Source organism: Enterococcus larvae, assembly GCF_017830045.1.
GTDB classification, from domain to species: Bacteria; Bacillota; Bacilli; order Lactobacillales; family Enterococcaceae; genus Enterococcus_L; species Enterococcus_L larvae.
Window position 1 is genome coordinate 65,729 of record NZ_JAEDXU010000001.1, and the last position, 13,610, is coordinate 79,338.

Consider the following 13,610-nt stretch of genomic DNA (forward strand, 5'->3'; position numbering starts at 1 on the left):
ATATATACTTTTTTATACAAAACATATATAAATCCCGTTTTCATTAGTTATTTCATTTTTAGAAATCCTTATTTCTCCTGATTGATAATTAGAAAAATAGTTCATGAAATCGAAAAAAGAGAGCTTAAGATAACATCCAAACGACGTTATTGCTTAAGCTCTAGTTTATTATTTACTGATGACAATCTCTTCCAATGGTTCATTTTCGAAAACCAGATGATCATTCAGCAAAGTAATGATCACTTTTGTTTTCGGCATCACTCTTCCAGAAACGATTTCTTTTGCTAACGGTGTTTCTACTTCTTTTGTCAGGAAACGTTTCAATGGTCTTGCGCCATAGGCCGGATCATAGGCCTGCTGTGCAATCCAATCCTTCGCTTCATCTGAAATAACCAGTTCAATTTCCTGGTGTTCCAAACGTTTAGAAAGCTGAACCGTCATCTTCGTAATGATTCCCTTTACGTTATCCAGACTAAGCGGTGTAAATAGAATGGTGTCATCGATTCTGTTCAGAAATTCCGGTTTGAAGTTCCCTCTCAAAATCGTTCTGACCTGCTCCTCAACAGCTTCCGGTATTTCTCCGTCCGCAGTTACGCCTTCCAACAGCAGCTGTGAACCAATATTACTCGTCATAATCAATACAGTATTTTTAAAGTCAACAACTCTTCCCTTGGAATCCGTTAACCGTCCATCATCCAACACTTGAAGGAGGATATTGAACACATCCGGATGGGCCTTTTCAATCTCATCCAATAAGACGATCGTATAAGGATTTCTACGCACAGCTTCTGTCAGCTGACCACCTTCTTCATAGCCGACATAGCCTGGAGGAGCTCCAACTAAACGTGACACACTATGCTTTTCCATGTACTCACTCATATCGATTCGAACCATATGCTCTTCTGAATCAAATAGGTTCTCAGCCAATGCCTTAGCCAGCTCTGTTTTACCGACACCTGTCGGCCCCAAGAATAAGAATGAGCCTAGAGGTCTATTAGGGTCCTGAAGCCCTGCTCGAGAACGAATCACCGCATCACTGACAGCATCTACCGCTTCATGCTGTCCAATTACACGTTTATGCAATGTTTCATTCAGTTTCATCAGCTTCTCGCGTTCTCCCTCAACCAGCTTCGTTACAGGGATACCTGTCAAACGCCCGACTACTTGAGCAATCTCATTTTCAGTAACTGCTTCCTGTACCATTCGGATATTGTTTGACTTATTCTTTTCTTCCAGCTCCTGCAGTTCTTTTTCAAGATCTGGAATCGTTCCATGGCGGAGAACTGCTGCTCGTTCTAAGTCATAGTTGTTTTCTGCATCCTCCAACTCATGTTTCGCTTTATCGATCTCAGCACGCTTGTTGCTGACAGCGTTCACTTCATCTTTCTCTGTTTCCCATTGCAGCTTCATACTGTTGGCTTCTTCTCTCAAATCAGCCAGCTCTTCTTGAAGATTGCCTAGCCGCTTTTTACTAGCATCGTCGGATTCCTTTTTCAACGCTGCTTCTTCGATTTCCAGCTGCATCAAACGACGTGTTACCTGATCCAGTTCAGTCGGCATTGAGTTCATTTCTACTCGAATCGTAGCACTTGCTTCGTCCACTAGATCAATTGCTTTATCCGGTAAAAAGCGATCCGTGATGTAGCGATCTGAAAGAGTCGCAGCAGCGACCAACGCATTATCATGTATATTCACGCTATGATGGATTTCAAAGCGCTCCTTTAAGCCTCTTAAAATACTGATAGTATCTTCGACAGTTGGTTCCTTGACAAGAACCTTTTGGAAGCGACGTTCCAAAGCCTTATCCTTTTCCATGTACTGACGGTATTCATCCAGTGTTGTCGCACCTATCAAATGCAGCTCTCCACGTGCAAGCATCGGCTTCAGCAGATTTCCTGCATCCATACTGCCTTCTGTTTTTCCGGCACCAACGATATTATGAATTTCATCGATGAATAGAATGATTCGACCATCACTCTTCTTGACTTCCTTCAAAACGCCTTTTAGTCGTTCCTCGAATTCACCACGGAATTTGGCACCTGCAATCAACGCCCCCATATCTAAAGAAAAAATGGTTTTATCTTTTAAATTCTCCGGCACATCCTTTCGAACAATTCGTTGTGCTAAGCCTTCAACGATTGCCGTTTTACCGACCCCAGGCTCACCCATCAGCACAGGATTATTTTTCGTCTTTCTGGATAAGATACGGATAACGTCACGGATCTCCTCATCACGACCAATAATTGGGTCCTGCTTGCCGCTTTTGACCTGCTGCACCAAATCAACACCGTATTTTTCCAATGCCTTGTATTGTTCTTCTTGGTTTTGAGAAGTCACTCGTTCCCCGCCTCTCATTGCTTCAATATTCTTTCTCAACTCTTTTTCAGTAATTCCCTGACTTTGCAGATACTTTGTCAGACGATAGTTCTTTAATCGCATCAACGCCAGTACGACGATCTCCGTCGACAGAAACTCATCTTGAAATGCTTCTCTCAGCTTATCTCCTTCACTGAATAAACTGAAAAGGTTCTGGCTCATTGTCTGACCATATTGCACGTTTCCACCCTCAATACTTGGATATTCATCCAATGCCGAATCAATTTCTCGCTCAAAGGCATCAACATCCACTCCAGCATCCGTGTAGAAATTACGTCCAAAATGATTCGGCTGCAAGAATATTTTCCATAAATGTGCGATATCTATCTCCTGATGGCGACGTGTAACAGCGATTTGCTGTGCTTCGGCAATTGCCTCTTGTAAAGTTGTAGTCATTTTTTCAATCTTCATAGAATTTTCCTCCTAAACATGGTGATCTATATATATCCTGTAAAAGCTGTCATTACTTGAAAAGCTGGTTTTTCCACTTTGTTCCTTCCACTAGACTAATCTAGGTATCTCTACTCCAATGATAGAAGAATACGTATCAGGATATTCAACACTTCCTTTTTGATCAGTGCTCCTTATCCGTAGGTTAATATAAGTCTAAACCTATTTCTTTTATAGGATTTATATATAACTATCCTCAACTTTATTATGGGCTTCTCCCATATAAAATTCAAAGATAATGAATGTTCATGAGTAAATTATACCCAATTGGTCAAAGAAGGTCAAACATTATCTATTCCTTTGTTGACCTTCGTTTAAAACATCCAGGCTTCGATCTCCTATGTTCCAGTGTAGCAAACCTGAAACAAATAAAAATCAGTCTGTAGGACTAACCTGAGTAAGTATCTTATAGTGGATATCCCTTTATCAAAAATAACTAGATGCTTGAGTGATTACGATGCCAGCAAATCATACACATTTTACTGAAGTACAAAAAAACCGCAGCTGATTTTCATTGAATCAGCTGCGGATGTAATTCTCACCGTTATTTATTCTTCTACTTTTTCAATCAACGTGATTGAATTTCCCGGTATTTGAGGAGGAATGGACATCGTCATTATAGGCAGTTCTGCTAATGTAAATTGGATCTTATCTCCAGCCTTCAGCTGTTCAACAGTTAACCCTTCAGCCAGCTGTTCCTCTTGTGCATTCAAGATCACACCATTTGTTTGAAAGCTTGGCAGCATCTCTTCCGGATCTGAAACTGCTTCTATTTTATCCAATGAAATTCGTATACTATTATCACTATCAGTTACATTTGCATCCTCAGCTAAGACACCAGTAAATACAGAACTTTCAGAAGCCTGATCCTTTGAACCAGATGTACTGTCAGCTGTTGATTGATTCGTTGATTGTTCCGTTGACACGCTTGCCTCACTACTTTCCTTTGTGGCGTTATTTTGCTGACCGCAAGCCCCCAGTAAAACGAGCAAAGCAGCACCTGCAATAACCATTTTAACTTTTTTCATACGTCCACTCTCCCACCATTTGTTATTATAAGAACTACCTTTAGTTTAAAAGGAAAAGTGATTGCTGTAAATCATTCGACTTATTTATTAAGAAAAATTAATTAAAAATGAATAGATAAAAGCAGCATAAGATGATAATCCACCTCATACTGCAGTTTTTCAGTAATTAAAATCACTCTTCAACAAATAATGTTTTACAGTGCATAAAAATTTGTAGTCAATCTTTTCTACCCATTACGACGATCTTGTCCGCTTAAGGTGATCTCCTTAGCCAAGTAACGAATACGCTCCATCAAACGCTTTGCCTTCAATGGTTCTTGTTCGCCTCTTTGAGAAATCGTCAAATGCTCCTCTAATGCTCTCATATCCAAGTTGGATGAGAAAAATGTTACCAGCTGTTCCTGCATTCTATATTGCAAGATCACACTTAAAATGTCATCTCTGATCCAACTGGTCATTGACTCTGCACCGATATCATCAATCATCAGAACAGGAGCTTTTTTCACAGCGTCCAGTTTCTCTCCTACAAGATCCTTTGCGATTGCCTGCTTCATCTCTACCGTAAATGTCGGAAAATGAATGATTGTCGTCAAGACTGCATCTTTTGCCAGCTCATTAGCTATGGCTCCTAGAAGATACGATTTCCCTACACCAAATGTTCCTTGCAGGTACAGGCCTTTATGAAACTCTCGAGGATTACTGACATAATCATCAATAAATCTTGTTGCTTCGCTCAATGCTTCAAAACGCCCGCTTGATGATCGATCGAATTTTGCAAAAGTCGCTTGGCGAACATCCTTCGGCATCGTCATTGCGCTGACCCTTCTTCGCAGTTCATCTTCTTTTTGCTTCGCAATAAGTATCTCAGTCGGGACATAAGTGACATCAATATAATGGAAATTCAAGGTCAGCTTTGGTTCATAGCCGGGCGCGATCATTGACGGATCATTCAAATTGAATTTTTTCTTTTCCTGAACAAACTCGTAAAGCTTTGAATAGCTTTTCTCAATGTCTTCATCTGTCAATTGGTCTCGGTGATCAGCGATGAATTTCTTCACATCCGGATCATCCATCACAGTTTTGACCAACTCATTGAAACGGTCGTTCAAGTCTCTGCTTCGAATGATCTTCGACATCTCTTTTCCTACATCTTCCATTATCGCTCACCTCGTCTCCGTAAAAATTCTTCCATTTCTCTATCCAGTTTTTCCTGCGCTTCTGTTGAAAGCTTTTCTTCCGGTACTGGATTATCCACCCAATCCGGCAGCTTTTCTTTGCGCACAACTTGCTGGCGTTTATTCGATGAGTACTCTCTACCCTGTCTTTTCTTTTGATTATCCGCCTGTTTGGTCTTCAGATAAGTAATTGCTTTTTCCGGAGAAAAAATCTCTTTCTTTGCCCAGTCATTGGCAATCGTATATACATAGCTTCCCGTCAATGTGGGCTGCTTTTGAATGATCAATACGTAGGAAATCAGGATATTGATGACGCTGTTAGGCAATCCTGAACGCTTGACCAGATTCTCAATGATCTTCTCCTCCTGCCCTGTCCCAAAGCCGCCGGTCTGTTTCTGTACAGCTGCCAAATATTTCAGGGGGGGAATCGTCTCACTATCAATGATTGAACGAATATCCGCTTCAGAGAATCCTTCCATTTTCAGCGAGTTGAAACGGTAAGATCGTTGTTCCTCTTCCGTCAAAACAGCTTCCTCATTTCTTCTCACTTGGCTGGTCTTTTGTTGTCGATTCTCACGATAGGAGCGATCAACAATTTGCCGCAGCGCCTTGCGATTGATTTCATTTGTATGATAGTCAAAGGAGAATTTAACAAATTCCAGCATTTCCAGCTCATCTGTTCCATACAATCGATTGTATAAATAGATTTCTTCTTTTAGCTCATCCACCTTTTTCGGCAACTTCAAACCAAAACGCTCAACCTGAGACACAAAGAACGCCCAATCAAAAAGCGTCGAATCTACAGCAGAAATCTTTCTTTTAGGTTCAGGATCATCAAATGCCTGCTTGATTTCATTCAAGTGAGGGCCTTCAGTAATAAGCTGTTCTTCCCTAAAACCGTATACCTCTTGATAATCAGCAGAAATATTCTGATACTCATCTAACTCCATGTAGTTTGGTTGGAATCGTTCGAACAGCTGATTGAATTTCTTCTCCCCTACTTGGTTCAATAATGTCAGAGCCAATATTTCATCCTTAAAAAAACTCTCAACAGCTTCCGGATGATTCAACCGATAAACATAGATTGAGCCAAGCTCGCCATCTTCCTTAACAAAGGTATCAAGCAAGCCTATACCTTCCAACTTGGCACGTGCTTCTTCTAACTGTCTGCTCCCCATGTCCAAGAGCATGATCAGTTCTCTGTGAAACAAGCTCTCACTCATACCAGAGTAACGAACCTCCGACAACAGTGTTAAAAAGAGACTAAATGCTCCCGCACCTACAATCGGCTGATATAAAAAGGTCAGTATCTCTTTCTCCTGATCAGAAAAAGGCGTATTTACCAACACGTTGAAGATTTGCTTTGGTTGGATTTCTTTCCTATTGTTCGTCACGGAAAGACCCCCTTATTCCTGCTCCGCATCTTTTTTCTGAGAATTTGCCTTATCGACAATTTCCTGAAGCTCCTTCAAGAAAACACTCATGTCCTTGAATTGGCGATATACACTGGCAAAGCGAATGTAGGAAATCTCATCCAATGTAACAAGATCCTCCATTACATACTCTCCAATCAGTGTTGTTGATACTTCATTCTCGCCTAATTCCCGTACACGATTTTCTACATTATCTACAATTTTGACCATTTGTTCCATTGTGACTGGCCGTTTTTCCGCTGAACGGATCAGACCTCGTAAAATTTTATCTCTATTGAACTCTTCACGATCACCATTTTTCTTGATGACTAACAGAGGAGCTGCTTCAATTCGTTCAAAGGTCGTGAAACGATTATGACAGCTTTCACACTCTCTTCTTCTTCTAATGGCTCTTCCATCGTCAGCCTGACGGCTGTCGATTACTCTTGAGTTGTTATGATGACATCTTGGACAACGCACAGTGATCACCTCGATTTTTTATTTAGTTGATTAGTAGTTATATTATAACATGAAATGTATGATATACCAGTTATTCGGAGGATTTCTTACTGACGGTCTCTCTACTTGAAAAACGTAGTCGAATAAATACTAAACTAGCTTTTCTTCAACAGCTCCATTGCTGTCAACCAGTCGACCACCTGCTTTTCCAACTGAGCAACGGTTCCTTGATTATCAAAGACAATGTCTGCTTGTTTCTTTTTCTCTTCAATTGATTCTTGACTTTTCATCCGACGTTTGGCTTCTTCTTCATCTAGCGAATCTCTATTCATCAAACGAGTCATCTGCACCTGCTCGGGTATATAGACCACTGCCACCAGATCCACGTATTTTTCATACCCCTGCTCATATAAGAGAGGAATATCAGCTATCACCAGCGGGCTTCCCTTCTTCGCCTCTTCAATATCGCCTACAATCTTTTCCAGTAAAAATGGCGCTAAAATCCCATTTAACTGTTCTCGTTTTCCATCATCAGAAAAGATTATTTTTCCAAGCGCTTTTCGATTCAATGAACCATCAGACTGCAAAACAGACGACCCAAAAGCAGTGATAATAGCCGCCAATCCAGGAGTGCCGGGTTCAACAACTTCACGAGCGATTTGATCAGAATCTACAATTGGAAAGCCCGCTTTTTTGAACACTTCTACAGCAGTACTTTTCCCCGTTGCTATGCTGCCTGTCAACCCCAGCACTAAACTCATCTGCTTTTCCTCACTTTCAGCTTTTGACAGTTTGGACAGAAATGTGTACCACGTTGTGCAACCTTAGTCTTCTGAATCGGCGTACCACAACGCAGGCATGGTTCTCCGGTTTGCCCATAGGCATGAAGAGATATCTGAAATTTACCAGCCTCGCCTAAAGCATTCAGGTAACTGCGAATCGTTGTACCACCAGCCTCTACCGCACGTGCCAACACATCTATAATTGATTGATATAATGCTTCTGTCTCCTTTTTCGTCAACGTATCTGCCGGCTGCTCCGGATGGATCTTTGCTTCCCAAAGTGCTTCATCCACATAAATGTTTCCCAACCCAGTTACTAGCTTTTGATCCAACAGCAAGGGCTTGATTGCTTTATGGTGTTTTTTTAGTCCAGCTCGAAATGGTTCGAGCAAGAAGACTTCTGGGATTGGCTCCGGTCCTAATGACAGAATTCCTTTGTACTCATTAGACTTGTCCTTTTCTACAAGAACCATCCGACCAAATTTACGCACATCTAAGTATCGCAGTTCTGTATCATCTGTAAAAATAAAACGAACATGAGTATGCTTGGCTACAGGGTCTTCTTTGGATTCATGGAATTCATATTTCCCTTCCATACGCAAATGAGAAATCATATCAAAATCCGTCAATTTAAAAATCAAAAATTTTCCCCTACGCTCAATTTTATCTATTTTCTGACCTTGAAGAGAAAGCTCAAACAACTCCTTTTCCGGCTGCTCAATGATTCTTCCCCAAAGCACCTCTACTGATGCAATCTTTTTTCCTGTAACCAGTTTTTCCAATCCTTTACGAACTGTTTCAACCTCTGGTAATTCCGGCATAATTCTTGCCCTCCAATCGTACGCATTTTTTCTAGTGTTACCCAGAGATCAACCACATGATCAGTTGGTTTTTAGCCAAGTAATAAAGGGTGAGTGGGACATCACTCGTTCCACTCACCCCATAAGCTAAAACCCAACAATTCAGTCATATCAAACTCTGTTAAGCCTTTCAGTCCTTGCATAGCTTATCTACAATACTTAAGCCATACCACAACAATAAAAAGACTCTCTCTTAAAGCTAACCTACTTCTGTCATTGGCTATTTTTAGATTTAATTATTTGGCTTCGTACCAAGTCTTGCCCCAGCTGCTGTCTGTTATCAACGGCACATGAAGGCTTACAGCATTTTCCATTTCTTCTTTAACGATTTCCTTCAGTTTATCCAGCTCATTTTCCGGTACTTCAAAGACTAGCTCATCATGAACCTGTAAAAGCATGGTTGCTTCAAGCTGTTCTTTTTCCAAGCGATCCGCCATATTGATCATCGCCAGCTTCAAGATATCTGCCGCACTTCCTTGAATCGGCGTATTGATAGCTGTCCGTTCCGCAAATGATCGAAGATTAAAGTTCCTTGAATTGATATCGTTTAGGTAACGTCTACGATGATAAAGCGTCTCAACATAGCCCTTGTCTTTTGCTTCACGAACAATTTCTTCCATATATTTTTTTACACCTGGGTATTTCTCAAAATAAGTGTCAATATACTGCTGTGCCTGTTTTCTAGTAATTCCCAGATTTTGTGACAAGCCATAATCACTGATACCATACACGATACCAAAGTTTACTGCCTTCGCCTGACGACGCATATTCGGTGTCACATCCTCCGGCTTCTCCAATCCAAAGACACGCATTGCTGTACTTGCATGAATATCCTGCCCCTCGATAAATGCCTGCTTCAAATGCTCATCATCTGAAATATGAGCCAATACCCTCAGCTCGATTTGAGAATAGTCAGAGGAGAAAATCAACCAGTCTTCTGCTTTAGGGATAAATGCTTGACGAATTTTACGCCCTTCATCCAGGCGAATAGGAATATTCTGCAGATTCGGATCAACAGAACTTAAACGTCCCGTTTGGGTCAAGGTCTGTACGTATCTAGTGTGGATCTTATTATCTGGCTGAATCACCTTCAATAATCCTTCAATGTAAGTGGATTGAATTTTGGCAATTTGTCGGTAAATCAGAATATCCTCTACGATTGGCGCCTGTTCCTTCAACTGCTCCAGCACATCAACCGCAGTAGAATAGCCTGTCTTTGTTTTTTTGATCACAGGAAGTCCCATTTTTTCAAATAGAATAACACCAAGCTGTTTAGGTGAATTCAGATTGAATTCTTCTCCTGCTTCCTCATAGATTTTCTGTTCGATTTCTCTCAATCGCTCAGAAAATTCTACACCCATTTCTCTCAAGCGTTGTGCATCTACGCGAATTCCAGTTATTTCCATATCGCCTAAAATTCGAGACAACGGCAGCTCCATTTTATAGAAAAGATCTGCTTGATCCTTTTCTTCCAGTTCTTTGTCCAGTTTATCGGAAAGAATATTGATTGCTTGAATTTTCCTAGCCAAATGACTAAAGAAGAGTTCTTCATCTTCCGGCAGACCCTTTTTCGCGCCTTTACCATAAACTGCTTCATCTGATTGAATATCTGTATAGCCATAATGCTGTGCAACGCCTTCAATATCTGCGTTATTATCATTCGTATCCAACAGGTACGCCGCCAACAACACATCAAAGCTTACGCCCTGCATTTTTCCAGTATAACGATTCAAGGCTACATAAGTGCGTTTCATGTCATACACTTTCTTCTTGTAGCTATCAGACAACAACCAATTGACAAAAGCCGGTGCTTCGAATAGTCCCAGATCATTTGTCGCATAGATTTGCTTCTCATTTCCCCAAGCTGCCCCAACGATTGGCGAAATATGGTAATTGTCTTCCATCATTTCAATGTATAGCGCCATATCATCTGTAAACATATCTTCTGTAAATGAATCGACAACCTTGAAGTGAACATCCTCCATAGGTTGAACTTCTTCTTCAATATTCAGCTTGCTTAAGAATTGCTTGAACTCCATTTCTTTGTAAAAGGGAACAAGCTTATCTAAATCTTTTCCTTCATATTTCAAGCTGTCTATGTCTACTTCAACAGGAGCATTTACTTCAATCGTTGCTAGACGTTTCGATAAAAAGGCCTTTTCTTTGTCATTGATCAGATTTTCTTTCATTTTGCTTTGCTTCATTTCATCGATATGCTCATAGACACCTTCAACAGAACCATATTCCTTCAACAGCTTGATTGCTGTTTTTTCTCCAATTTTAGTCACGCCAGGGATATTATCTGAGGTATCACCTGCCAGACCTTTCATATCAATGATTTGAAGAGGTACCAATCCATCGTACTTTTCAGCTACATATTCCGGTGTATAGGATTCAATATCACTGACTCCCTTAACTGTTATATCCACCTTCACAGAATCTGTCGTAAGCTGTGTCAAATCTCGATCTCCAGAAAGAACAACTACATCAAATTCTTCTTTTGATACTTTATTCGCTAACGTGCCGATGATATCATCCGCTTCATAGTTGTCCAACTCATAATATTGAACACCTAAACCGGTAAGCAGCTCACGGATATAAGGCATTTGTTCTTTGAATTCACCTGGTGTTTTTGAACGTCCCGCTTTGTATTCTGCATAAAACTCCGTTCTAAACGTTGTTTTCCCAGCATCAAACGCGACCAGCACATGTGTTGGCTGCTCCTTTGTCATCACATTTTCAAACATTGTATTAAAGGCATAAACAGCATTCGTATGCAGCCCATTCTTGTTTTTAAAACGCTCCAAAGAATTGTGTAAAGCAAAAAATGCTCGAAAAGCTACACTATTTCCATCTACTAATAATAATTTGTTTTTAGCCATTTACGTGCTCCTTCTATTTTTTGTAAAAACTGGTCAAGTGATTTCTCAGTTTTTTCATTATTCCTCAGTCTTGTGATCGAAGACTTTTTGCTTCTCCAAAAATCACTATTTTGCTTCATCGATACTGATTTTTTTCTTCTTCCTTCAGAATCAGACTCTGTTCTATTTTAACAAATATTCATGAAAAATGCAGTAAGAAGAGCACACGGCTTTTGACAATCGCTCTTTTTATAAGCCTTCTCTTTACAGTTTGTTATGTCTTTTTATACAGAGATTGGAAGACAAAAAAAGAATCTCTGTAGCCCACACTAGCTAAAGAGATTCTTATCTGGTGACCGCATCAGTTTAGGAGGACTGCTTTGGTCAATTTAGAGTTCACACAAATGAAATTCACACTTAATTTCAATTTCTTATTGAGTTCATTGTACTGCTCAAATTTGAATATTTTGTGACTGAAAATTTTTCATTTTGTAAACTTTTAACGATAGATCAATGTCTTTTACAAACAACAACTGTTCTTTTAAGTTCTTGTTGAATCGCTTCTTCTGAAAACTGTCGACCAATTTCAGTTAATGTTGGCTCCGTATAGGTATATGGAAAGGCTGAGCTGAAAATGACAAACTTCCAAACAAAAAGCAAATCTTCTTTATACAATTCATAGTAGCCCTTAGCTCTTTCGTAGTTCTCCTGTGTTTGTAATTCTGGTTTGTTATAAGTTAGATAGCCCAGGCCTTCAATCATTTCTGCGGCATATTCCTTCTGTTTCAGATTCTCAAGTAAAATATCTGCCGCAAATGCCCCCATATTCCCTAATGTTCGAGCAACGATCCCCCTTGGCAGGGGATATGATTTCTTTTTGGAGGTTTTTGCCTCTGCGATTGATCGATATTGGCTGTTGCCAATCGTATTCAGGTATGGAATCATCGCATAAACCGTTAGAGCATCTCCTTTTGCTAAAGCCTGACAGATTTCCAAGCGAGTATACAGCTTCTTTTCAAGAATCAAGTGTTCAAGCAGCACTTCAGCGGTCCCAGCTACCAGAATGAAGCGATTGCCAAGTTCGCGCGCTGCTAATGATCGCTGCACAGGTTCAGAATTAGTTAATTGTGTGAAAAGCTCTTCTCTAGTTGCTGAGTTGCTTGAAATGATGCCTTTCTCTAAGTATCCTCTATTGGAAAGCTCCTGTTGTGAAGATTTCATGCACTGTTTCCTCACTTTATGATTAAGGTAAAATATTTCCTGCTGCTAAATAGATGGCATACCAATCTTCACGGCTAAGCACAACTTCTGAAGCTTTAGCGATTTCTTCGATTCGACCAAGATTCATCGTTCCGGCAATTACCTGCATGTTCGCTGGATGTCTTAAAATCCAAGCTGTCGCCAGACCTGTTGGTGTGATACCATATTTTTCTGCAATTTCTTCCATCTTCTTGTTCAATTCCGGGAATTTTTCGTTACCAATAAAGACACCTTCAAAGAATCCATATTGATAAGGAGACCATGCTTGAATCGTCATTTGTTTCAAACGAGAATAATCTAGCACACTGCCGTCATGATCGATACTTCCTGAATCACTCATGTTTACATGGATTCCTTGATCCACCATTTCCGTATGTTTGATCCCAAATTGCAGCTGATTAGCAACAAGCGGCTGCTTAACTGCTGTTTTTAGCAATTCGATCTGCATAGGTTTCTGATTACTTACACCAAAATATTTTACCTTTCCCTGTTGTTCAAGCTGGTCGAACGCTGCTGCGACTTCTTCTGGTTCGACTAAAGTATCCGGACGATGTAAAAGCAACGCATCTACATAATCAACACCCAAACGTTTCAAACTAGCCTCAACAGATTCAACGATATGCTCTTTTGAAAAATCAAACATCCCTTTGCGAATGCCGCATTTTGTTTGAATGATAATGTCATCTCTGGAGATACTGCTGTCCTTTAGCGCCTTACCAAAAATTGTTTCACATTCTCCCCCGCCATATATATCTGCATGGTCAAAAAAATCGATTCCATGTTCATAAGCAGTTTCCAACACACGCTGAGGTGCCTCAGCATCGTTCATACGCATACAGCCTAAAATCACTGAAGCTGCGGTCAAATCACTTGTACCAAATTGAATTTTTTTCATCGAAAAGCCTCCCATTCATTAATGATTCTATTCTATCACAAATTAGTGAAAG

The 13,610-nt window shown here is 40.3% G+C and carries 10 protein-coding genes; all 10 read right to left on the reverse strand.

What is annotated here, in order from left to right:
- Positions 1-168 precede the first annotated feature (168 nt).
- The 10 genes from clpB to I6N96_RS00340 all read right to left on the reverse strand — a co-directional run bounded on the left by clpB (position 169) and on the right by I6N96_RS00340 (position 13,558).
- On the reverse strand, positions 169-2,787 hold the full coding sequence (gene clpB, locus I6N96_RS00295; RefSeq protein ID WP_209555506.1) for an ATP-dependent chaperone ClpB: 2,619 nt from the start codon (positions 2,785-2,787) through the stop codon (positions 169-171).
- A 587-nt stretch (positions 2,788-3,374) separates the two neighbouring features.
- Positions 3,375-3,854: a hypothetical protein gene (locus I6N96_RS00300; RefSeq protein WP_209555507.1), complete on the reverse strand. Its 480-nt coding sequence runs from the start codon at positions 3,852-3,854 to the stop codon at positions 3,375-3,377.
- Positions 3,855-4,081: 227 nt separating this feature from the next.
- Positions 4,082-5,011, reverse strand: a complete 930-nt coding sequence (dnaI, locus tag I6N96_RS00305) for a primosomal protein DnaI (protein ID WP_209555508.1) — start codon at positions 5,009-5,011, stop codon at positions 4,082-4,084.
- Positions 5,011-6,423 (reverse strand): replication initiation and membrane attachment family protein, encoded by a 1,413-nt coding sequence (locus tag I6N96_RS00310; RefSeq protein ID WP_209555509.1) that lies wholly within the window; start codon positions 6,421-6,423, stop codon positions 5,011-5,013. Before I6N96_RS00310 ends, dnaI begins: the two co-directional genes overlap by 1 nt.
- 12 nt (positions 6,424-6,435) lie before the next feature.
- On the reverse strand, positions 6,436-6,921 hold the full coding sequence (gene nrdR, locus I6N96_RS00315; protein ID WP_209555510.1) for a transcriptional regulator NrdR: 486 nt from the start codon (positions 6,919-6,921) through the stop codon (positions 6,436-6,438).
- 134 nt (positions 6,922-7,055) lie between these two features.
- Entirely contained in the window at positions 7,056-7,661 is a 606-nt protein-coding gene (gene coaE / locus I6N96_RS00320; protein ID WP_209555511.1) for a dephospho-CoA kinase, read from the reverse strand.
- Entirely contained in the window at positions 7,658-8,503 is an 846-nt protein-coding gene (gene mutM / locus I6N96_RS00325; protein WP_209555512.1) for a DNA-formamidopyrimidine glycosylase, read from the reverse strand. The genes coaE and mutM overlap by 4 nt, the downstream gene beginning before the upstream one ends.
- Before the next feature lie 275 nt (positions 8,504-8,778).
- The gene (gene polA, locus I6N96_RS00330; protein WP_209555513.1) at positions 8,779-11,424 is read right to left on the reverse strand and encodes a DNA polymerase I; all 2,646 of its coding nucleotides are present in this window, start codon (positions 11,422-11,424) and stop codon (positions 8,779-8,781) included.
- Between the two features lie 489 nt (positions 11,425-11,913).
- Entirely contained in the window at positions 11,914-12,624 is a 711-nt protein-coding gene (locus tag I6N96_RS00335; RefSeq protein ID WP_209555514.1) for a hypothetical protein, read from the reverse strand.
- A 22-nt stretch (positions 12,625-12,646) separates the two neighbouring features.
- Positions 12,647-13,558 (reverse strand): aldo/keto reductase, encoded by a 912-nt coding sequence (locus I6N96_RS00340; protein ID WP_209555515.1) that lies wholly within the window; start codon positions 13,556-13,558, stop codon positions 12,647-12,649.
- Between the last annotated feature and the right edge of the window lie 52 nt (positions 13,559-13,610).

Bases quoted from the DNA above. Each gene is read 5' to 3' on its own strand.
- clpB (WP_209555506.1), bottom strand. From the start codon at position 2,787: ATGAAGATTGAAAAAATGACTACAACTTTACAAGAGGCAATTGCCGAA.
- I6N96_RS00300 (WP_209555507.1), bottom strand. From the start codon at position 3,854: ATGAAAAAAGTTAAAATGGTTATTGCAGGTGCTGCTTTGCTCGTTTTA.
- dnaI (WP_209555508.1), bottom strand. From the start codon at position 5,011: ATGGAAGATGTAGGAAAAGAGATGTCGAAGATCATTCGAAGCAGAGAC.
- coaE (WP_209555511.1), bottom strand. From the start codon at position 7,661: ATGAGTTTAGTGCTGGGGTTGACAGGCAGCATAGCAACGGGGAAAAGT.
- mutM (WP_209555512.1), bottom strand. From the start codon at position 8,503: ATGCCGGAATTACCAGAGGTTGAAACAGTTCGTAAAGGATTGGAAAAA.
- polA (WP_209555513.1), bottom strand. From the start codon at position 11,424: ATGGCTAAAAACAAATTATTATTAGTAGATGGAAATAGTGTAGCTTTT.
- I6N96_RS00335 (WP_209555514.1), bottom strand. From the start codon at position 12,624: ATGAAATCTTCACAACAGGAGCTTTCCAATAGAGGATACTTAGAGAAA.
- I6N96_RS00340 (WP_209555515.1), bottom strand. From the start codon at position 13,558: ATGAAAAAAATTCAATTTGGTACAAGTGATTTGACCGCAGCTTCAGTG.